This is a genomic window from Nocardioides astragali, assembly GCF_024436375.1.
In the GTDB taxonomy this organism is placed as follows: domain Bacteria; phylum Actinomycetota; class Actinomycetes; order Propionibacteriales; family Nocardioidaceae; genus Nocardioides; species Nocardioides astragali.
In genome coordinates, this window is record NZ_JAFMZM010000007.1 from 150,603 (window position 1) to 170,705 (window position 20,103).

Genomic DNA, 20,103 nt, shown 5'->3' on the forward strand with positions numbered 1-20,103 from the left:
GTGCCTAGGTTGCTATCGGCTCCTCGCCAATCTCGGGAACAGGAGAACCACCGATGACGCACCTCCTCCGCAGTGGGTTCGTGGCCGCCACCGGCGCCGCCCTCTGCCTGCCTCTGCTCGCGGCGACCACCGCCACGGCGCACGAAGGCCACGACGACACCCCGCCGCCCCCGCCGGCCGGCCAGTTCCAGAAGGTCACGCTCAACGACCGTCCCGGCGAGCCGATGGACCTCGCGGTGCTCCCGGACGGCGACGTGCTGCACACGACGCGCGCCGGCACGATCTGGCACAACGATGCCCAGACCGGCGTCAACAGCATTGCCGGCAAGATCCCGGTCTACCTCCACGACGAGGAGGGCCTGCAGAGCATCGCCCTCGACCCGGAGTACGACGGCAAGTCCAACAAGTGGATCTACCTCTACTACTCACCGCCGCTTGACACGCCCGCCGACGACCCGAGCACAGCCTCGATCAACGAGGGCGACGCCCCCGAGAACGGCACGGCCGCCGACTTCGAGCCCTACAAGGGCTTCCTGCGCGTCTCGAAGTTCCGCTACTCCGACGGCAGGGTCGAGCTCGGCTCCGAGCGCGAGGTCATCGACGTCCCGGTCGACCGCGGCCTGTGCTGCCACGTCGGCGGCGACATCGTCTTCGACTCCGCCGGCAATCTGATCCTGTCGACCGGCGACGACACCAATCCGTTCCAGTCCGACGGCTTCGTGCCGATCGACGAGCGCGCCGACCGCAACCCGGCCTTCGACGCGCAGCGCACCGCGGCCAACACCAACGACCTGCGCGGCAAGATCCTGCGGATCACGCCCCGGGCCGGTGGCGGTTACACGATCCCCGAGGGCAACCTCTTCGCCCCCGGCACCGCAGGCACCCGCCCCGAGATCTACTCGATGGGCTGGCGCAACCCGTTCCGGATCGAGATCGACCCCGACACCGACGACCTCTGGGTCGCCGACTACTCGCCCGACGCCCGGACCGCCAACCCCGACCGCGGCCCCGCCGGCCACGGCAAGTGGGCGGTCGTCGACGAGCCGGGCAACTACGGCTGGCCCTACTGCGCCACCGCCGAGCTGCCCTACAACGACTACGACTTCGAGACCGGCACCAGCGGACCGAAGTTCGACTGCGCGGCCCCGGTCAACGAGTCCCCGCACAACACCGGCCTGCGCGAGCTGCCGCCGGTCGAGCAGCCGGAGATCTGGTACACCTACGGCCTCTCCGAGGAGTTCCCTGATCTCGGCACCGGCGGCATCGGGCCGATGGCCGGCCCGGCCTACCAGTTCGACAGGCGCGCCACCACGGGCAAGAACCCGGTCGCCTGGCCGGAGCGCTATGACGACACCCCGCTCTTCTACGAGTGGACCCGCGACTGGGTGAAGGGCATCCACGTCGACGACGGCGAGGTCGCCGCGATCGAGGACGTGGTGCCGGACATCGTCACCGACAACCCCGTCGACATGGAGTTCGGCCCGGACGGTGCGCTCTACGTCCTGGAGTACGGCGACGGCTACTTCGCGGAGAACCCCGACGCCCAGCTGTCCCGGGTCGACTTCGTCGGGCCCACGGGCAACCACAGCCCGGTCCCCGCGATCGAGGCCGAGCCGACCGCCGGCAAGGCGCCGCTCACGGTGTCCTTCTCCAGCGACGGCACGACCGACCCGGACGGCGACACCCGACTGAGGTATGCCTGGGACTTCGACGGCAACGGCACGGTCGACAGCCGGTCGCCCGACCCCAGCCACACCTACACCCGCGACGGCAGCTACCGGGCCACCCTCACGGTGACCGACCGGGGTGGCCGGCGGGCCTCGGCCGACGTGGACATCGTGGTCGGCAACCAGGCACCGGTCGTCGAGTTCGTCACCCCCGTCGACGGCCAGGCGTTCGCCTTCGGTGACACGGTGGCGTACGAGGTCACGGTCAGCGACGACCAGCAGGTCGACTGCAGCCGGGTCACGGTGACGTACGTCCTGGGCCACGACACGCACGGCCACCCGCAGACCACGACGAGCGGCTGCACGGGCTCGATCACCACCACCGTGCCCGAGGGCCACGACCCGGCGACGGAGGACCTCGCGGCCGTCTTCGTCGCCGAGTACACCGACGCCGGCTCCGAGCCCGCGCTGACGGACTACGCCGAGGTCGTGCTCGAGCCGACCGGCTGACCACCCACCCATCCTCGACCCCGAGGAAACCCCCCGAGAAAGAAGGCTCACATGTGTTTCGGACATGACGGCGAGCGCGCGCTGCGCGAGTCGCTGGAGAAGAAGGGCGCCAGTCGGCGCGGCGTGCTGCGCGGCGCCGTGGCGGGCGCAACGGGTGCCGCGGCGCTGACTGCCGGTGGCCCAGCGCTGGCAGGTACGCCGTCCGTCAAGCGCAAGGGCCGCGGGCCGCGCGAGATCAGGGACGACCTGATCAGCATCCAGCTCTACACGCTGCGTCACTTCATGACGTCCGAGGACAACATCAAGCTGATGCTCGACAAGCTCGCCGGCTTCGGCTACGAGCGCGTGGAGCGGGCCGGCCTCTACGCCTACACGGCCGCGCAGCTCAAGTCCGAGCTGGACGCCCGGGGGATCTGGGCCTCCTCGAGCCACGAGGGGATCAGCGCCGATGCGGCCGCGCTCAACAAGAAGCTGGACGACGCCAACACCTTCCGCCAGAAGTACGTCGTGGTGCCCTACCTCAACTCCGCCAGCAAGAGCGACTGGCAGCAGTGGGCCGAGCAGATGAACACCGAGGCCGCGACCGCCCGCGGTCGCGGGCTGCGCTACGGCTACCACAACCACGCCCACGAGTTCACGATCGACCTCGGGGGCGGCGAGACGCCGTGGGACGTGCTCACCAGTGAGCTCGACCCCACGCTGGTCCACCTCGAGATCGACCTCTACTGGGCCTACACCGGCGGCGTAAACAGCGGGGCCGCTGACCCGCTGCAGTTCGCCATCGACGTGATCCGGTCGGCGCCGCAGCAGGTCAGGCAGTACCACGTGAAGGACCGGCACGGTCCCGACGCCGCCGCGCTCTACAACCAGCAGCCCGGAGACATGGCCGACCTCGGGCTGGGCGTCATCGACTTCTCCGCCATCTTCGACAAGCACCAGGTGGAGGAGTACATCGTCGAGAACGACTCCCCGGACTTCGCGCCGGCGGCGACCGCCTCGGCGGGGTTCCGCTACCTGCAGGGCCTCGAGTTCTGACCCCTCCGGCAGTCTGACGCCCTCGGGCCCCACGTCCTCGCGACGTGGGGCCCGAGCTGCGTCCGCGAGCGCCTGGCCGAGGGCTTCCTGCTGTGCGACGAGGTGAGGTGCTGAAGCCGGCGGAGGCCTGAAGGACCCCTCCCTCGCCCCGCTCCAGCCCACCCGTGGACGGAGTCCACAAATAGGGCCCGTGGACGCCGCGGGGTGGCGAACTGGCGTTGTGGCGCTACCGTTGCGGCGCTAGCGGCAACAAGAGGGAGCAAACTGAAGTGGCAAAGCTCGTCATCGTCGAGTCTCCGGCCAAGGCCCGCACCATCGGCGGATACCTCGGCAAGGACTACGTCGTCGAGTCCTCGATCGGTCACATCCGCGACCTCCCCAACAACGCCGCGGACACCCCGGCCAAGATCAAGGACAAGCCCTGGGGCCGGCTCGCGGTCGACGTCGACAACGGCTTCGAGCCCTACTACGTCGTCCCGCGCGACAAGAAGAGCCACATCGCCAAGCTGAAGAAGCTGGTCAAGGACGCCGACGCCCTCTACCTCGCCACCGATGAGGACCGTGAGGGAGAGGCCATCGCCTGGCACCTCCTCGACGAGCTCAAGCCGCCGAAGGGCCTGCCGGTCCACCGGATGGTCTTCCACGAGATCACCAAGGCCGCGATCCTCGCCGCGGTCGAGAACCCCCGCGAGATCAACGACGACCTCGTCGAGGCCCAGGAGGCGCGCCGCATCCTCGACCGCCTCTACGGCTACGAGGTCTCCCCGGTGCTGTGGAAGAAGGTCATGTCCGGCCTCTCCGCGGGCCGCGTGCAGTCGGTGGCGACCCGCCTGGTCGTCGACCGCGAGCGCGAGCGGATGAAGTTCCGCGTCGCCTCCTACTGGGACCTCGACGCCACCTTCGACGCCGGCACCGGCCACGACCCCCGGATGTTCCCGGCCAAGCTCCACAGCATCGACGACGTCCGCGTCGCCCGGGGCTCCGACTTCGACAACACCGGTGTGCCCAAGGGCAAGGGCGAGCGCGTCCACCTCTCCCGCGCCGACGCGGAGGCGCTGGCCGCCGGCCTCAGCGACACGTCGTACGACGTCCGCTCCGTCGAGTCGAAGCCCTACCGCCGCTCGCCGTACGCCCCCTTCCGCACGACCACGCTGCAGCAGGAGGCCAGCCGCAAGCTCGGCATGAGCGCCAGCGTGACGATGTCGGTCGCGCAGCGGCTCTACGAGAACGGCTACATCACCTACATGCGCACCGACTCCACGACGCTCTCGGGCGGCGCGGTCGGCGCGGCCCGCGACCAGGTGCGCGAGCTCTACGGCGCTGAGTACCTCCCCGACTCGCCTCGGACGTACGCCTCCAAGGTCAAGAACGCGCAGGAGGCGCACGAGGCGATCCGTCCGGCCGGCGAGTCGTTCCGCACGCCGGCCCAGACCGGCCTGTCGGGCGAGCAGTTCCGCCTCTACGAGCTGATCTGGATGCGCACGGTCGCCTCGCAGATGAAGGACGCGGTCGGCAACTCGGTGACCATCCGCATCGGCGGTGCCGCCGACGACGGTCGCGACGTGGTCTTCAGCGCGAGCGGTCGCACGATCACCTTCCACGGCTTCCTCAAGGCCTACGTCGAGGACATCGACGACGCCTCCAAGCGCCGCGACGACGTCGAGACCCGGCTGCCCAACCTGACGCAGGGTGCAGCCGTGTCGGCCGCGACGCTGACCCCCGAGGGCCACGAGACCAAGCCGCCGGCGCGCTACACCGAGGCGACGCTGATCAAGGAGCTCGAGGAGCGCGAGATCGGCCGCCCGTCGACGTACGCCTCAATCATCGGCACGATCCTCAACCGCGGCTACGTCTACAAGAAGGGCACCGCGCTGGTGCCGGCCTGGCTGGCCTTCTCGGTGATCCGGCTGCTCGAGGAGCACTTCCCGCGCCAGGTGTCCTACGAGTTCACCGCGTCGATGGAGGACGTCCTCGACGAGATCGCGGGGGGTCGCGCCGACCGGGCCACCGAGCTCGGTGAGTTCTACTACGGCCGAGGCGACGTGGTCGGGCTCAAGACGCTGGTCACCGACCTCGGCGAGATCGACGCCAAGGAGATGGCGACCTTCCCGATCGGCACGGCCGAGGACGGGATCAACCTGCGCGTCGGGCGCTACGGCCCCTACGTCGAGGGCCCCGCGCCCGAGGACGGCGACGGCGCGCCGGTGCGCGCCAACGTCCCTGACGACCTGCCGCCCGACGAGCTGACCGTGGCCAAGGCGAAGGAGCTGCTGGCCAACCCCGCCGGCGAGGAGCAGGTCGTGGGCACCCACCCCGACACGGGTCTGCAGATCGTCGCCAAGAACGGTCGGTTCGGCCCCTACGTCACCGAGCTGCTGCCCGAGGACGCGCCCAAGAGCGCCAAGCCGCGCACCGGATCGCTGTTCAAGTCGATGACCCTCGACACCGTCACGCTGGAGGAGGCCGTCAAGCTGCTCGACCTTCCCCGCGTGGTCGGCACCGACGAGGACGGCACCGAGATCACCGCCCAGAACGGGCGCTACGGGCCCTACCTCAAGAAGGGCACCGACTCGCGCTCGCTGACCAGCGAGGACCAGATCTTCGACATCACCCTCGACCAGGCCAAGGCGATCTACGCCCAGCCCAAGGCGCGCGGTCGCGGTGCGGCGACCCCGCCGCTCAAGGAGCTCGGTAACGACCCGGTCTCCGGGCAGCCGGTCGTGGTGAAGGCGGGCCGCTTCGGCGAGTACGTCACCGACGGCGAGTACAACGCCACCCTCCGCAAGGACGACAGCGTCGAGTCGATCACCCTCGAGCGCGCCGCCGAGCTCCTGGAGGAGCGCCGGCAGAAGGGTCCGGCGAAGAAGACTGCCAAGAAGTCCCCCGCGAAGAAGACCGCGGCCAAGAAGTCGACTGCGAAGAAGGCGGCCGCCAAGAAGTCCTGACGCTTGCCGGCCGTGTCTGTTCATCATGGTATGTCGGTCAACAGGCACTTCCCGGCGTCAATTCACCGAGGGAAGTGCCTGTTCGACAACATCCCTTGATGAAGCGACGAGCAGCGGGGAGCGGGGATGCCGCCCGTCAGGACTCCGACTGAGCGACGCTTTCCTGCTGGGTGCTCTTGAGCTCGAGGACCGCGCCGACCACCCAGGCGATGCCGCCGAAGAGGGTCAGGTAGAGGCCGATCGCGGCAGCACCGTTCATGTCCAGGAAGGCGGTCAGGGTCACCAGGCCGGCGAACACCAGGGACGCGACGAGACCCGCCTTCTCCGGGATCTTGACCTGGTCGAGCAGACCCGTGCGGGTGGCCAGCGAGAGCGCACCGAGCACCGCGAGGATCAGCGTGATGAGCCCGTCGCCGCGAATACCGGAGACGCTGAAGCCGAAGACCGACACCCACGGCAGGAACGCGGCGAGCGCGACGACGATGATGGCGATGCCGGAGACAAGCTGCGGCGTGGAGAAGCGGGAGAGGTCCATGCGGCGAACGCTAGTCGCGGACGTCAGCACGTGTGGGCCGTTTGCTGAACCCTCACGCGACATCCGCCGCTACGCTTCCGTCCACTGACAGGGGTGGGGGCATGACGGTCACGACGACGCCGCAGTAGGTGCGGTCGACGCACGACGAGTGGTTCGACCGACGCTAGGGCGGCTGAGGGGGCTGCTCCTGGGGATGATGGTCCTCGTCACGGCGGCGCTGTTGGTCACGACCGGCATGCGGCCCGCGACGTACGGCGACCTCCTCGCCGACGTGGCCAGCGGCAAGGTCGACGAGGTGCAGCACCGCCGGCTGAGCCGACTGTGGGCGCCCGCCCGTAGGGTGTGCCCGTGAACACCCCACGGCGTTCTTCTCCTCCGCTGCGCTCCCCCGAACAACGCCGCGGGGACCCCGCATGAGCGCAGGAGTCTTCTCGGAGCACGGGCTCTTCGTGTGCTTCGAGGGCGGCGAGGGGGCGGGCAAGTCGACCCAGTCGCTGCTGCTGCGCGACTGGCTGGTCGAGCGCGGCCACACCGTGCTCCTGACCTTCGAGCCCGGCGACACCGAGGTCGGCAAGGAGCTGCGCCGCATCGTGCTCGACCCGGCGACCGGGGAGCTGTCCGACCGCACCGAGGCGCTCCTCTACGCGGCCGACAAGGCCGAGCACGTCGACCACGTCGTCCTGCCGGCACTCGAGAGGGGCGAGGTGGTCATCACCGACCGCTACGTCGACTCGACCCTGGCCTACCAGGGTGCAGGCCGCACCCTCGACGTCGGCGAGGTCGAGGCAGTCGCCCGATGGGCCACGGGTGACCTGCGGCCGCACCTCACGGTCGTGCTCGATCTCGCGCCGGAGGCGGGACTCGATCGCTTCACCGGGCGCGACCGGATCGAGGGGCAGTCGCTGGAGTTCCACCAGCGGGTCCGCCAGGGCTTCCTCGACCTCGCCGCGGCCGACCCCGACCACTACGTCGTGCTCGACGCACGGGCGGCCGTCGAGGAGATCGCGACGGCGATCCAGGAGCGGCTCGCACCCCTGTTGGAGGGGCGATGACGACCGCGACCTCCTCCGTGTGGGCCGACCTCGTGGGCCAGCGGTCCACGATCGAGGTGCTGCAGCAGGCGGCCGCCGGTCATGGCATGACCCACGCCTGGCTGATCACCGGCCCGCCCGGGTCGGGCAGGTCCAACGTCGCCATGGCGTTCGCCGCGGCCCTGCAGTGCCAGCGCGGCGGCTGCGGTGAGTGCCAGGACTGCCGCACGGTGCTGGCCGGCTCCCACCCTGACGTGAGCGTGACCCGGTCGGAGACGTCCACGCTCTACATCAAGGAGATCCGGCAGCTCGTGCAGCGATCGGCGCTGGCGCCGTCGCACGGGCGCTGGCAGGTGATGGTGATCGAGGACGCCGACCGGCTCGGCGACCCCGACCACGCGCGCGGCACCGGCAACGCGCTGCTGAAGGCGATCGAGGAGCCGACGCCCAAGACGGTGTGGCTGCTGTGCGCGCCGACCGTCCGCGACGTGCTCCCCACGATCCGCTCCCGCTGCCGCACGCTCACCCTGGCCACGCCCGGCACCTCCGACGTCGCGTCCTTCCTGACGCGCCACGACGGAGTCTCCGAGACCGTGGCCGGCTTCGCCGCCCGCGCCAGCCAGGGCCACATCGGGCGCGCCCGCGCGCTGGCGCTCAACGAGGAGACCCGTACGCGTCGGCGCGAGGTGGTCAGCATCCCCGCGCGCCTGACGTCGCTCGGCTCCTGCATGACGGCGGCCACCAACCTCGCCGAGCTCGCCAAGGAGGAGACCGAGGCGATCACGGCCGAGGCCAACGCGGCCGAGGTCGCCGAGCTGCAGACCGTCTTCGGGTCCGAGCGCAAGGACGTCACCTCCCGCGCCTACCGCGCCGCCCTGTCCGAGCTGGAGAAGCTGCAGAAGCAGAAGGCCAAGCGGCGCGTCCTCGACGTGATCGACCGGGCCCTGATGGACCTCGTCTCGGTCTACCGCGACGCGATCGCGATGGCCGTCGGTGCGCCCGGGATGCTCGTCAACGAGGAGCTCCGCGGCGACGTCGCCGCGGTCTCGCGGGCGGTCTCGCCCGACGACCTGCTCCGGATGATCGACGCGATCTTCACCGCCCGCGAGCAGATGCTGGAGTTCAACGTGCCGCCGCAGCTGGCGCTCGAGTCGATGACGGTCGCGCTGCGACTACCCGGAGGTCGTCAGTGAAGAAGGTCCTCGCGCTGGTCGCGGTGTTCGCCCTGGCGCTGACCGCGTTCCTCGCGGTCGGCCTCGCGCTGCAGGGTGACTCCAGCGACACCTCCACCGCGCGTCCGACGCCGACGCCCTCGCCGACCACGCCGCCCCCGGCCACGGTCACCCAGGCGCCCGAGCCCGCTCTGGCCGACCTCTACTCCCAGCGCATCGACTGGACTCCCTGCGAAAGTGACTCCGACCACGACTGCGGATTCCTCACCGTGCCGATCGACTACGCAGACCCTCAGGGTGAGACCTTCGAGCTGGCGCTGCTGCGGGTGCCGGCCACCGGCTCGCGGGTCGGATCACTCGTGGTCAACCCGGGTGGCCCCGGCGTGCCAGGGACCACGTACGCCGCCGCGGCCCGGCGAGTGTTCGGCGAGCCACTCCTGCAGGGCTTCGACATCGTCGGCTTCGACCCGCGTGGCACCGGTCGTTCAGCGCCGGTCGACTGCCTGAGCGACTCCGAGGTCGACGCCCACATGGCCAGCGACCCGACCCCCGACACACCGGCCGAGGAGGCGGGCTACCGGGAGTCCGTGCTGTCCTTGGGCGCCTCCTGCGAGGCCGGCTCCGGGCCGGTCGTCGGGCACGTCACCACGATCGAGGCGGCCCGTGACATGGACGTGCTGCGGTCCGCGCTCGGCGAGGAGACCCTGACCTACCTCGGCGCCTCCTACGGCACCAAGCTCGGTGCGACCTACGCCGAGCTCTTCCCCGAGCGGGTCGGCCGTTTCGTCCTCGACGGCGCCGTCGACGTCTCCCTCGACTCCACGACGCTGGCGATCGACCAGGCGAAGGGCTTCGAGACCGCCCTGCGCGCCTACGTGCAGAACTGCCTCGACTCGACGGACAACTGCTTCCTCGGCGACAGCGTCGAGGAGGGTCTCGGCACTATCACCGGGTTGCTCGCCTCGATCGAGGAGGAGCCCCTGCCAGCGGATGACCGTGAGCTCACTGTCGGCAACGCGTACTACGGGATCGTCACCCCGCTCTACGACAGCGACTACTGGGTCCTCCTGAGCGCCGCCCTGATTTCGGCGCTGGACGGCCAGGGCTCGGCGTTGATGCAGCTGGCCGACGCCTACGCCAAGCGCAACCCCGACGGGTCCTACGCGGACAACACGATCGAGGCCAACTACGCGATCAACTGCCTCGACGACCCGGGCTCGGTCCCCTTCGAGGAGGTCCCGTCGCTGGTCCCCGCCTTCGAGCAGGCGTCGCCCACCTTCGGGCGCATCTTCGCGTGGGCGATGACGTCGTGCCAGGGCGTCGCAGTGGAGTCGAGCGAGAAGCCGCTCGAGATCCGCGGGGAGGGCGCTGCGCCGATCCTCGTGCTCGGCACCACCCGCGATCCGGCCACCCCGATGAAGTGGGCCGAGGCGCTGGCCGCCCAGCTGGAGTCGGGCGTGCTGGTCGAGCGCGACGGCGACGGGCACACCGCCTACAACCAGGGCAACGCGTGCATCGACACGATCGTCGAGGACTACCTCATCGAGGAGGTCGTCCCCGACGACCCGTCGCGGTGCTGAGGGCTCAGCTCTCGAGCGCGGCGTCGAGGGTGATGTCGACGCCAGTGAGGGCCTTGCTGATGGGGCAGCCGACCTTGGCCTTCTCGGCGGCCTCCTTGAACCCGGCGTCGTCGATGCCGTCGACCTCCGCCCGGACAGTGAGCTTGATCCCGGTGAGCTTGAGACCGCCGGCGGGGTCCTGGCCCACGCTCACGTCGGCCGTGATGTCCAGGGACTGGGGCGGGGTGCCCGCGCGGCCCAGGATGCCCGAGAGCGACATCGCGTAGCACGACGAGTGCGCCGCCCCGACCAGCTCCTCGGGGCTCGTGGTCCCGTCGGCCTCCTCCGCCGCCCGCTTGGGGAAGGAGACGTCGAACGTGCCGACGCCGGAGCTGGAGAGCTCGACCTGTCCGGATCCGTCCTGGATCCCGCCGTTCCAAGCCGTGCGTGCGGTGCGAGTGGGCATCGTGCCTCCTGGGGTGGGTGCTGCGGTCGCGTCCGAACCTAGCGGGTGACGTCCACCCCGGATTTCAGTCCCAGCCAGCGTGCTCCGTATACTCGCCCGCGGTCATCGAGCAGTGCTCGGCAGGCCACGCCGCCTTAGCTCAGTCGGTAGAGCGAGTCACTCGTAATGACTAGGTCGTCGGTTCGATTCCGACAGGCGGCTCCGACGCCCCGGGGACCCGAGACCCTGGGGCGTCTTCTATGTGCTGGCGGACGGGCTACTCAACACAAGGTTCACACAAGTCCGATGGCTCTGGTGAGGCCAGGGTGAGCTCATGTCGGCGGGCGACCACGCCCCTCGCCGATTGTCGGCTCCCGAGCTCCTCAGGTGAGCTTGGACTTGATCTTCGAGGACCTGGAGGTATTCCTGCCGGTGACCGTCGAGGCGATGACGACCAAGACTGCCGCGACGAGGATCGCCACGATCCAGCGCACCCAGTCAACCCCTGAAGTAACGTCGCCGCCGAAGGCGTCGTAGACGAACCAGCCGATAAGAACTCCGCCGATTCCGCACGCAATCGTGAGCCATATCGGGATGTTGTCCTTGTCTCCGGGAGCCACAAACTTTCCAAGCAGGCCAATGATGATGCCTGCAATGATGACACCGAGGATTTCCATGCTGAGTCCTCCCTTGGAGCCCGGGTCGCGGTCGCGATCCTCCAGTTTCGTACCCTTTCGAAGCATCGCGCATACCCGGTCCGCAACGTGGGTTCACGCCGGGGGAATGCCCGGGGACCGCGCACATGTCGGTAAAGCGGTGACACGTCGGTGATGGTCCGTGCCAACGCTCGGCGGCTTGCGGTCCTCGACCGAGGCAAGGGTCCAGACCTTGCGCCCGAGCAGTTACAGGCGCCGAGTCACCCCCTTCAGGGGAGACATTCCGCAGTCGGCATTGCCGCGCCGAACGCGGCGTACCGTGGATCGCGGAGCATTGGGGAGGAAACGTGCGTCAGGACCGGCGCCACACCAGACTCAGGCCGCATCCTTGGCTCGGCACCGTCGCGGTCGTGGTCGCTGTGCTCACGATGACCACGATCTTCTCCTGGTTGAGCCTCGAGGAGGAGCGGTCCCCCCAGGCGCCGGACAGCGAGACGGTGGCGATCGATCCCAGCACGTCTCCACCCGCCCCCCTCGACACGGAGTCCCTACAAGCCGCCATCGACACGGCGGTCGAGGAATGCCGAACGGTCTGGGAAGCACAGGAGCAGCCCCTGCAGGCTGCCGAGACCTCCCTCGCGCAGTGGCAGGTGCATGTCGACGCGATGAACCAGCTGGTCGCCGGGGAGATCACCTTCGCGGAAGCGACGGCGTTCTGGGAACAGACCCGGATCCAGGCTGCCGACAACGTCACGGCGTTCACCGAGGCCGACGGCGGTTACGTCGCCAGCGACCCCTCATGCCCGACCCCGGTCATGCCCGAGGGCATCGTCGTGGACACCGAGTCCCTTGCTGCCTGTGAGGACGGCATCGAGGCGAGGGACGAGGTGCTGGATGCCGCACGGGTGTCGATCCGGAGCTGGCACCACCACGTGATCGACATGGACCTGCTCCGCGCCGGCAAGCTGTCGCCCGAGCTCGCGCTTGAGCTGTGGCGGAGGTACTGGAGACAGGGTGTCGATGAGCTGGCCGCCTATCGCGAGCAGCTCGGGGAGGCCGAGCAGGAGTCCTGTGCCGGAGCGTGAGTCGGCTTCGTGGAGCGAGTCGCCCTTTGCCCAACGCCGGCTCGACCGGTGTGCTCGCCCTGGCGAACGGAGCTCGAAGGCCACGTCGCCTTCGGCGTCGTGGCGGGCCTTGAGACGGTAGACCCCAGGAGCGGTGGATGCCGTAGCGGGCGGGGGACCCGAGACCCTGGGGCGTCTTCTGCGTCTGCCTGCCCCTCGACGATGGCCTGGCCGGTCCTCCGAGGTGGATGGCACGACCACGCGTTGACCCCGGACGACTGGGGAAGGATGACCCCATGCGTCTGAACCGGGGGGCCGCGCTGGCGGCGGTCGTGATGGTGCTCGGCGGGTGCGGCGACCAGGCTCCGGCGCAGCCGAGCGAGGGGAGCTCCGACATGGGTTCGCTGACGAGCACCGACCCGGTGGCCACCGGTGGGCTCGTCTGGGAGGCCGACGGCGTCGTGCACCTCGCGGACGACACCGAGATCGACCTCGGCGGGCCCCCGTCGTCGTACGTCGTCGCGGGCGACGGGGTCTTCTTCATGGCGGCCGAGACCGACGAGGCCGCGGAGACCGGCAGCACCGCGAGCGGCGACATCCGGTTCGCGGCGCCGGACCAGGAGCCGGTCGACACCGGCCTGCGGTTGCGGGCGGACACATTGCGCTCCTCCCCGGACGGACGCTTCGTTGCGGGGATCGACGTCGACTCGGGCGAGGAGGACGACTTCGGCACGCACCTGGCGCAGGTCGTGGTGCTCGACCTGCGGGAGGGACGCGAAGTGGTGCGCAGCTCCGACGGGCTCGGCGACCTCGGCCACGACCTGGCCGACCTCTACGAGGAGGTCCCGGTCGCGATCGCCGCGATGACCGACGAGACGGCGTACGTCGAGGGGGTGGACGGTACCTTCGCCGTCGACGTCGCCACTGGCGACATCCAGGACGCCCACGGGACCGAGCTCCCCCCGCCGGGATCGACCGACAGCCCCGACGGCGCCTGGACGCTCCGCAACACCGACGGCGTGCGCGCCGAGATCGTCGGCGACCACGGCGAGCCGGTGGCCCTCGACGTCGATGCGCCGCAGTGGACGCTCGACTGGTGGGCCGACGCGACGACCGCGGTCGGCGTCGCGATCACGTCCGACGACTCCTCCTCCCTGCTCACCTGCGCCGTGCCCGACGGCAGCTGCGAGGTCATCGAGGCATCCACCGGAGCGATGGTCCGGTTTCCCACCGGCGCGACCGACCCGTCGATCGTGAAGCTGCTCGGAGGTGAGGGATGAGGCGATCCGGAGATGGAGCGCCAGCAGCTGACGTCGGGCAACGCGGCCGAGGGAGGACGTCGATGTCGCGCGGGGGAGGAGCTCTGGGTGCGCGCTGGCTGACAGCCTGGTGTCCTTGGGGGTGCTGCATGCCTTCGCCGACCTCGGCACCCGCTGTCCCGACGCGGTGTCGCTCATCGGCTTCGACGATGCCGACTGGGCCGAGGCGGTCTCGCCTCTCCACCACCTACGTCGAGCGCGCCTCGGCCGGCCCGGTCAGCAGCTGACCCGTACGCAGAAGCGGCGCGCGGTCGGCGGGGAGCCCCGGGGGAGTTCCGGCCTCGACGGCTGACGAGTGCCACGGGGCGGAGCCTGTCGAGCTGGCCGGCACGGCCTGCCTCGACGACCCGTGGAGCCACCCGGGAAACTGCCGCTCACCTCTTGTTCAATCAAGTTTGACTATGCTAACTTCACCCAACCCCAACCCCCTGGTCCCGAGGTGAAACACTCATGAAGGATGTTTGTAGAGGCACACGGAACGCCCTCGTCGGCACGATCACTGCGATCACCGTGATGTCAGGTCTGAGCGGATGCGCCACTGCCGGAGCGGGCGCCAGCGACAGCTCGCGGGACGTCGACGTTCTCGTCGACGACGCCGCGTGCGCCCGCAACCGCGAGGCAGGGAAGATCACCTACATCTCGGGATACGGGTACTCGGCGAGCGCCGCTCAGATCGACGTGTTCCTGGCCGAGGAGCTCGGCTACTTCGACGAGCTCTGCCTCGATGTCGAGATCAATGCGTCAGGCGCCAACGGACAGCAGCTCGTGGCCTCCGGGCAGGCCCAGTTCACCGCGCTGGGCTCGGCGTCCGACGTGATGCTGGCGGCGGCGAACAGCAGCAACCTCACCGCGGTCGCCACCTACGGTGACGTCTCGCCGTTCTCCATCTTCGCCAACGAGAAGATCACCGACCTCAAGGACCTGGAGGGTGGGACCCTCGGCTACTTCATCAACCTGACACCGGTCGCCTCGGCCATGCTCGACGCAGCGGGTGTGGACGTCTCCCAGGTCGACCTCGTCAAGATGACGAACTACGACCCGACGGTCGTGACGCGTGGCCAGGTCGATGCGATCGTCGGCTACGCGTCGAACCAGCCCGAGAAGCTGCGCTCGCTCGGCCTGCCCTTCACCGAGTTCCTGCCTGAGGACTTCGGGTTGGGCGGCACCTACAACGTGATGGAGGCGAACGCCGAGTTCCTCGCCGACCACCGCGACGTCGCCGCGGACTTCATGCGGGCAGACCTCAAGGCCCTCGACTACTGCCTCGACAACGAGGACGAGTGCGTGGGCGTCCTCAGTGACCTCGCCGAGCGCAACAACCAGGGGGCGGCGTTCCCGAAGGACCAGCAGGCCAGAACCTGGGGCGTGGAGTCCGAATGGGTGCGCGAGAGCGAGAGCGGAACTCCTGGTGTCATCAACATGGACGCGTGGCAGGGCGAGTACGAGCTGGTGCAGCAGTACGGCAACCTGGACGACCCGCCTCCGCTCGCCGAGATGGTGGACACCGAGCTGGTCGCCGACCTCTACGACAAGAGCGGCAACCTCATCTGGCCGGCGGGATGAGGCCGTGATGACCACACAGACGGTGCACGACGGTCGTCCTGGAGTCCGGGTCGACAACGTCTCGAAGTCGTTCGGGGCCAATGGCTCCCGGGTCACGGTGCTCGACGGCGTGAGCCTGAGCATCGGCATGGGTGAGTTCGTCTCGGTGATCGGACCCAGCGGCTGCGGCAAGTCCACCCTGCTGAAGGTGATCGCCGGGCTGGTGGAGGCCGACGAGGGATCGGTGACGATCGACGGCACGAGCGTGCGGTCGGCCGCGGACGGGAAGCTCATCGGGCTAGTGCCGCAGTCCCCGGCCCTGCTGCCGTGGCGCACGGTGCTCGACAACGTACGCCTGCCCCTGACGGTCAATCGCAAGGCGAACGCAGGGCGAGCCGTGCGTGATCCGGAGGAGCTGCTCGCCTCGTTCGGCCTCGGCGCAGCGATCCACAAGTATCCCGGCCAGCTCTCCGGTGGCATGCAGCAGCGCGCGGCCATCGCCAGGGCGTTCGTGTTCGATCCGAGCATCCTGGTGATGGACGAGCCCTTCTCGGCGCTGGACGAGATGAATCGCGACCAGCAACGCCTGGGACTGCTCGAGTTCTGGAACTCCAACCGGAAGGCCGTGCTGTTCGTCACCCACTCCGTGCCGGAGGCGATCATGCTCTCGGACCGCATCATCGTGATGGCCGCCCATCCCGGGCGCATCGCGGAGGTGATCGACGTCGGGCTCCCGAGGCCGCGCACCGCGGAGACGTACGACACGGCCGAGTTCCGTGACCTCGAACGTGATGTCCGTGCCGCGCTGCACGGAGTGATGGAGAAAGCCCATGTCTGAGAACGTGATGGTCAGAACCGCCTCGCGCGCTGCCCCGGCTCCTGCCGCACGCCGGCCGCAAGGGGACGGGTCCCGACCGCGGCTCCCGAGCTGGATGTCGTGGCGGGCATGGCTGCCGACGGTCGTCGCGTTCGGGGTCACTGCCACGATCTGGCAGCTGGTCGCGACCGCCAACCCGTTCGTCATCCCGACGCTCGAGGAGATCTGGGCCAGCCTGGCCGGTGCCCCCGAGATGTACTGGACCAACTTCCAGGTCACCCTCAACGAGGTGGCGATCGGAGCCACGAGCGGCATCGCCGCCGGATTCCTGCTCGCGGTCGTCATGTCGGAGTTCAGGATCATCGAGCGGGTCGTCATGCCTCTCGTGGTGGTCGTCATGGTGACGCCGATCGTCGCGATCGCGCCCGCGCTCGTGGTCGCGTTCGGGTTCGGCATGTTGCCGAAGTACATCGTCACAGGACTCGTCGTGTTCTTCCCGATGCTGGTGAACTCGCTGGCCGGGCTGCGTGACGTCGATGTCAAGGCGCTCGACGTCTTCCGCACCCTGCACGCAAGCAGGTGGGAGACCTTCCGCCACCTCCGGTTCCCGGGATCCATGCCCTACGTGTTCGCAGGCCTCCGCATCGCGCTCCCGATGGCGGTGGTGGGCGCGGCGGTCGCGGAGTTCGTGGCGGCGGGACAACAGGCCGGGCTGGGCTCGCTCGTCACCACCTCGGCCGCCCAGGCCAACCTGCCGGTGACGTGGGCCAGCATCTTCCTGCTCTGCGCGATGGGCATCCTCCTGGTGTGTCTGCTCGCCCTGGTGCGCAAGCGCGTCCTGTGGTGGAGCGCCGCCGACGTCGTCGCGCGCTGAACCCGCGACAAGACCTCTCTGAAAGGCAAGAACGTGAGACAACTGCGCTTCGGACTCTTCGAGAACGCACAGGCGAACGACTCCGGCACGGCCACGTGGCGGCATCCCGACAACCGTCGGGTCGAGTTCGACACGTTGGGCTACTGGCGCGAGCTCGCAGCGATCTGCGAGGAGGCGCGTCTCGACTTCCTCTTCCTCGCCGACGCCTGGGGCTGGGCCGACGTCAACGGTCATCGCCCCGACGTCTGCTCGGTGGAGGGGCTGGACCTGCCCCGGCTCGACCCCGCAGTCGTCGCGGCGGCGATGCTCCCCCACACCGAGCACCTCGGGCTGGTCCTGACCGGATCCACACTTCTGGAGCAGCCCTACTCGTTCGCCCGCCGGATGGCGAGCCTCGACCAGCTGTCCGGGGGCCGGATCGGCTGGAACATCGTCACCACCGGCACGGCCGAGACGGCCGTGGCGGGTTTCGGGGTGCCGATGGTCGCGCACGACGAGCGGTACGACATGGCGGACGACTTCATGCAGGTCGTCTACAAGCTGTGGGAGGGCGCCTGGGAGCCCGACGCTCTGCAGAAGGACAAGGCCGGGGTCTTCGCGGACCCGGCGAAGGTCCACCGGATCGCGCACGACGGGCCCTACTTCCGGTCCCACGGATACGGCAACACTGCCTACTCGCCGCAGGGCACGCCGGTGCTGTTCCAGGCGGGCTCCTCGCCGGCCGGTCGGAGCTTCGGCGGCCGCCACGGAGAGTGCATGTTCGTCGGCGGCGGACCGGTCGACCAGCTTGCTGCACACACGCGTGCCATCCGGGCGGAGGCACTCGCCGCCGGCCGTTCACCCCAAGCGGTGAAGGTGATGTCCGCCTTCGCCTGCGTGCTCGGCAAGACCCGGGAGGACGCGGAGCGCAAGTACCAGCGCGTCCTCGACTCGCAGAGCCCGGAGGTCGCGGTGGCGTCGTACGCGTGGTTCACGGGCCTGGACCTGTCCTCCTACGCACCCGACACGGCGATGACCGACCTGCACACCGAGATGTCCCAGACGCAGGTGGCCCGCTTCGCGGGTCTCACCGTCGGCGACGTCCTCAAGGACTGGCATGCGCACGGCGTCGGGGCGAAGCCCGTCGTCGGCACCCCGGACGAGATCGCTGACCGCATCTGCGAGCTGGCGGAGGGGGCGGACCTCGACGGGTTCCTGCTGTCTCCCGTGGTACAGCCCGGTTCGACCACGGACTTCGTCGAGCACGTGCTGCCGATCCTGCGGGCCCGCGGGGTCACGCCGAGTGACTACGACGCACCGACGCTGCGGCAACGGCTGCTCGGCGACGCATCCGCGACCCTCCCTGACGAGCATCCCGGAGCCGCTCACCGAGCGGCAACCGGGCAGCTCGTACGAAGCGGCACGCCATGAGCGAGGTCTGCGTCGTGGGCAGCATCAACGTGGACCTGATGGCGAGGGTCGAGCGGCTCCCGGCACCGGGCGAGACCGTGCTGGGAGAGACGGTCGGCAGGTTCGCCGGAGGCAAAGGTCTCAACCAGGCGATCGCTGCGCGTCGGTGTGGCGCGGGCACTCGATTCTGTGGAGCGGTCGGTGACGACGCCGAGGGGATGTTCCTGGTGGGGATCGCAGAGCGGGCTGGCGTGGACACGACGCATGTGGCCGCACTGACCGGACACCGGACGGGCACCGCCCACGTCTTCGTCCTCCCCGGGTCGGAGAACAGCATCGTCGTCCTCCCGGGGGCCAATGCTGGCCTGTCGGCACACGCGGCCGGGGCGGCCGTCGAGGGTGCACGTGTGGTCCTGGTGCAGCTCGAAGTGCCGGCGGTGGTCGCTCGGTCCGCGCTGGAGGCCGGCCGGCGCGGCGGCGCGACGACGATCCTCAATGCGGCGCCGGCCGCTCCCGACGCGGACGGGCTGCTGGGCCAGGTGGACATTCTCGTCGTCAACGAGTCCGAGGTCGCGACCCTGGGTGGGGCGGCGCGGTGCCTGCAGCTCGGGGCCGGATCTGTCGTGGTCACTCTGGGTGCTCGCGGCTGCGAGCTGCACCGTGGCGGCCACGGACCGGAGTCGTTCGACGCTGTCACCGTGGCGGCCGTGGACAGCACTGGTGCGGGCGACGCGTTCTGTGGCGCGCTCGCCGCTGCGGTCGCGGGTGGGGCGGACCTGCCAGCGGCGATCAGGCAGGCCGCCGCCGCCGGGGCCATCACCGTAGGCAGCGTCGGCGCCCAGACGGGCCGGCTGACTACCGAGGCCATCGCGGGCCTGTTGGCCCGGGAAAGCTAGCCGGCCGACTCAGCAGACGGCTCGTCGGGCGGCGCGGCAACGGCCGGGGTGCCGCCCGACTCGCCGCTGAAGAAGTAGGCGCCCCCCTGCAGCCGCTCGACGAGCTCGCGGGCCCATGTCTGCTCTGCGGAGAGACGTGCCGTGGACAGCTCGAAGATCTCGCGCACGTACTTGGGTGTCGTGGACGACTGCGCCGTGTCCTCGATGTGGTAGCGGTTGGTGACGACGACGGCGTCGATCTCGGTGATCCGGTGCTGGAGGCCGGCGATGACCTCCTCTCGGCTGAGGATGAACATGAACGACGAGAGCACCATCGCGGCCTGCGTGTCGAACGGGTCGACCTTCCACAGGGTCTCCCGCAGCATCCGGAGCAGGGCCACCTCGCCGGTCGGGGTGACCTCGTAGGTGGTTCGCTCGGGTCGCTTGCCGTTCTGCTCGGTGCCGCTCACGGCGACGTACCCGTCCTTCTCGAGCGAGCGCAGCGCGTTGTAGATCGAACCCGGCTGGATGTTGGCCCACTCGTCGACGCGCCAGGTCAGGAGCTCTCGGCGCAGGAAGTAGCCGTGGACGGGCTGGAACTGGTGCACGGCGCCGAGGACGACCAGCCGCGTGGGGGAGGACATGACCGCAGCATATGGGACTTGTTT

19 protein-coding genes and 1 tRNA gene are annotated in these 20,103 nt (G+C 69.6%); 16 read left to right on the top strand and 4 right to left on the bottom strand.

Features of this window, described 5'->3' with window-relative positions; translation table 11 throughout:
• Positions 1–53: 53 nt before the first annotated feature.
• From J3P44_RS22500 to topA, 3 genes are all read left to right on the top strand, one after another.
• Positions 54–2,177 (top strand): PQQ-dependent sugar dehydrogenase, encoded by a 2,124-nt coding sequence (locus tag J3P44_RS22500; protein ID WP_255892740.1) that lies wholly within the window; start codon positions 54–56, stop codon positions 2,175–2,177.
• A 51-nt stretch (positions 2,178–2,228) separates the two neighbouring features.
• Positions 2,229–3,212, top strand: coding sequence for a sugar phosphate isomerase/epimerase family protein (locus J3P44_RS22505; protein WP_255892741.1), 984 nt, complete (start codon positions 2,229–2,231; stop codon positions 3,210–3,212).
• Positions 3,213–3,481: 269 nt separating this feature from the next.
• Positions 3,482–6,157 carry a type I DNA topoisomerase gene (gene topA / locus J3P44_RS22510; RefSeq protein ID WP_255892742.1) on the top strand — a complete coding sequence of 892 codons (2,676 nt, stop codon included), beginning with the start codon at positions 3,482–3,484 and terminating at the stop codon, positions 6,155–6,157.
• Positions 6,158–6,293: 136 nt separating this feature from the next.
• Here the strand turns inward: topA and J3P44_RS22515 are convergent, their stop codons facing one another.
• Positions 6,294–6,692: a hypothetical protein gene (locus tag J3P44_RS22515; protein ID WP_255892743.1), complete on the bottom strand. Its 399-nt coding sequence runs from the start codon at positions 6,690–6,692 to the stop codon at positions 6,294–6,296.
• A 193-nt stretch (positions 6,693–6,885) separates the two neighbouring features.
• Here J3P44_RS22515 and J3P44_RS22520 point away from each other — a divergent pair, with 193 nt between their 5' ends.
• The 4 genes from J3P44_RS22520 to J3P44_RS22535 all read left to right on the top strand — a co-directional run bounded on the left by J3P44_RS22520 (position 6,886) and on the right by J3P44_RS22535 (position 10,475).
• A complete protein-coding gene (locus J3P44_RS22520) occupies positions 6,886–7,044 on the top strand; it encodes a hypothetical protein (protein ID WP_255892744.1) in 159 nt (52 codons plus the stop codon).
• A 61-nt stretch (positions 7,045–7,105) separates the two neighbouring features.
• A complete protein-coding gene (tmk, locus tag J3P44_RS22525; protein ID WP_255892745.1) occupies positions 7,106–7,744 on the top strand; it encodes a dTMP kinase in 639 nt (212 codons plus the stop codon).
• Entirely contained in the window at positions 7,741–8,916 is a 1,176-nt protein-coding gene (locus J3P44_RS22530; RefSeq protein ID WP_255892746.1) for a DNA polymerase III subunit delta', read from the top strand. The genes tmk and J3P44_RS22530 overlap by 4 nt, the downstream gene beginning before the upstream one ends.
• Positions 8,913–10,475 carry an alpha/beta hydrolase gene (locus tag J3P44_RS22535; protein WP_255892747.1) on the top strand — a complete coding sequence of 521 codons (1,563 nt, stop codon included), beginning with the start codon at positions 8,913–8,915 and terminating at the stop codon, positions 10,473–10,475. The genes J3P44_RS22530 and J3P44_RS22535 overlap by 4 nt, the downstream gene beginning before the upstream one ends.
• A 4-nt stretch (positions 10,476–10,479) precedes the next feature.
• Here J3P44_RS22535 and J3P44_RS22540 read toward each other — a convergent pair whose 3' ends face one another.
• Positions 10,480–10,920, bottom strand: coding sequence for an OsmC family peroxiredoxin (locus J3P44_RS22540; protein WP_255892748.1), 441 nt, complete (start codon positions 10,918–10,920; stop codon positions 10,480–10,482).
• A gap of 128 nt (positions 10,921–11,048) precedes the next feature.
• Between J3P44_RS22540 and J3P44_RS22545 the strand changes: the two genes are divergently transcribed.
• Positions 11,049–11,121 (top strand) — tRNA-Thr (locus J3P44_RS22545).
• Between the two features lie 161 nt (positions 11,122–11,282).
• Here J3P44_RS22545 and J3P44_RS22550 read toward each other — a convergent pair.
• A complete protein-coding gene (locus tag J3P44_RS22550) occupies positions 11,283–11,576 on the bottom strand; it encodes a GlsB/YeaQ/YmgE family stress response membrane protein (protein ID WP_255892749.1) in 294 nt (97 codons plus the stop codon).
• Between the two features lie 389 nt (positions 11,577–11,965).
• Between J3P44_RS22550 and J3P44_RS22555 the strand changes: the two genes are divergently transcribed.
• The 8 genes from J3P44_RS22555 to J3P44_RS22590 all read left to right on the top strand — a co-directional run bounded on the left by J3P44_RS22555 (position 11,966) and on the right by J3P44_RS22590 (position 19,456).
• Positions 11,966–12,640 carry a hypothetical protein gene (locus J3P44_RS22555; RefSeq protein WP_255892750.1) on the top strand — a complete coding sequence of 225 codons (675 nt, stop codon included), beginning with the start codon at positions 11,966–11,968 and terminating at the stop codon, positions 12,638–12,640.
• Between the two features lie 275 nt (positions 12,641–12,915).
• Entirely contained in the window at positions 12,916–13,899 is a 984-nt protein-coding gene (locus J3P44_RS22560; RefSeq protein WP_255892751.1) for a hypothetical protein, read from the top strand.
• Positions 13,900–13,993: 94 nt separating this feature from the next.
• Positions 13,994–14,230, top strand: coding sequence for a substrate-binding domain-containing protein (locus J3P44_RS22565; protein WP_255892918.1), 237 nt, complete (start codon positions 13,994–13,996; stop codon positions 14,228–14,230).
• A gap of 221 nt (positions 14,231–14,451) precedes the next feature.
• Positions 14,452–15,501: an ABC transporter substrate-binding protein gene (locus J3P44_RS22570; RefSeq protein ID WP_255892752.1), complete on the top strand. Its 1,050-nt coding sequence runs from the start codon at positions 14,452–14,454 to the stop codon at positions 15,499–15,501.
• Between the two features lie 7 nt (positions 15,502–15,508).
• Complete coding sequence (locus J3P44_RS22575) at positions 15,509–16,318, top strand: ABC transporter ATP-binding protein (RefSeq protein WP_255892753.1); 810 nt, start codon at positions 15,509–15,511, stop codon at positions 16,316–16,318.
• Complete coding sequence (locus J3P44_RS22580; RefSeq protein WP_255892754.1) at positions 16,311–17,171, top strand: ABC transporter permease; 861 nt, start codon at positions 16,311–16,313, stop codon at positions 17,169–17,171. Before J3P44_RS22575 ends, J3P44_RS22580 begins: the two co-directional genes overlap by 8 nt.
• A gap of 33 nt (positions 17,172–17,204) precedes the next feature.
• Positions 17,205–18,581 carry an NtaA/DmoA family FMN-dependent monooxygenase gene (locus J3P44_RS22585; RefSeq protein WP_255892755.1) on the top strand — a complete coding sequence of 459 codons (1,377 nt, stop codon included), beginning with the start codon at positions 17,205–17,207 and terminating at the stop codon, positions 18,579–18,581.
• On the top strand, positions 18,578–19,456 hold the full coding sequence (locus tag J3P44_RS22590; RefSeq protein WP_255892756.1) for a ribokinase: 879 nt from the start codon (positions 18,578–18,580) through the stop codon (positions 19,454–19,456). Before J3P44_RS22585 ends, J3P44_RS22590 begins: the two co-directional genes overlap by 4 nt.
• Here J3P44_RS22590 and J3P44_RS22595 read toward each other — a convergent pair.
• On the bottom strand, positions 19,453–20,079 hold the full coding sequence (locus J3P44_RS22595) for a PadR family transcriptional regulator (protein ID WP_255892757.1): 627 nt from the start codon (positions 20,077–20,079) through the stop codon (positions 19,453–19,455). The genes J3P44_RS22590 and J3P44_RS22595 overlap by 4 nt on opposite strands.
• Between the last annotated feature and the right edge of the window lie 24 nt (positions 20,080–20,103).

Coding starts and splice junctions, on each gene's coding strand:
- J3P44_RS22575 (WP_255892753.1), top strand. CDS start 15,509: ATGACCACACAGACGGTGCACGACGGTCGTCCTGGAGTCCGGGTCGAC.
- J3P44_RS22560 (WP_255892751.1), top strand. CDS start 12,916: ATGCGTCTGAACCGGGGGGCCGCGCTGGCGGCGGTCGTGATGGTGCTC.
- J3P44_RS22540 (WP_255892748.1), bottom strand. CDS start 10,920: ATGCCCACTCGCACCGCACGCACGGCTTGGAACGGCGGGATCCAGGAC.
- J3P44_RS22590 (WP_255892756.1), top strand. CDS start 18,578: ATGAGCGAGGTCTGCGTCGTGGGCAGCATCAACGTGGACCTGATGGCG.
- J3P44_RS22595 (WP_255892757.1), bottom strand. CDS start 20,079: ATGTCCTCCCCCACGCGGCTGGTCGTCCTCGGCGCCGTGCACCAGTTC.
- tmk (WP_255892745.1), top strand. CDS start 7,106: ATGAGCGCAGGAGTCTTCTCGGAGCACGGGCTCTTCGTGTGCTTCGAG.
- J3P44_RS22505 (WP_255892741.1), top strand. CDS start 2,229: ATGTGTTTCGGACATGACGGCGAGCGCGCGCTGCGCGAGTCGCTGGAG.
- J3P44_RS22515 (WP_255892743.1), bottom strand. CDS start 6,692: ATGGACCTCTCCCGCTTCTCCACGCCGCAGCTTGTCTCCGGCATCGCC.
- J3P44_RS22580 (WP_255892754.1), top strand. CDS start 16,311: ATGTCTGAGAACGTGATGGTCAGAACCGCCTCGCGCGCTGCCCCGGCT.
- J3P44_RS22570 (WP_255892752.1), top strand. CDS start 14,452: ATGTCAGGTCTGAGCGGATGCGCCACTGCCGGAGCGGGCGCCAGCGAC.
- J3P44_RS22530 (WP_255892746.1), top strand. CDS start 7,741: ATGACGACCGCGACCTCCTCCGTGTGGGCCGACCTCGTGGGCCAGCGG.
- J3P44_RS22500 (WP_255892740.1), top strand. CDS start 54: ATGACGCACCTCCTCCGCAGTGGGTTCGTGGCCGCCACCGGCGCCGCC.
- J3P44_RS22550 (WP_255892749.1), bottom strand. CDS start 11,576: ATGGAAATCCTCGGTGTCATCATTGCAGGCATCATCATTGGCCTGCTT.
- J3P44_RS22520 (WP_255892744.1), top strand. CDS start 6,886: ATGATGGTCCTCGTCACGGCGGCGCTGTTGGTCACGACCGGCATGCGG.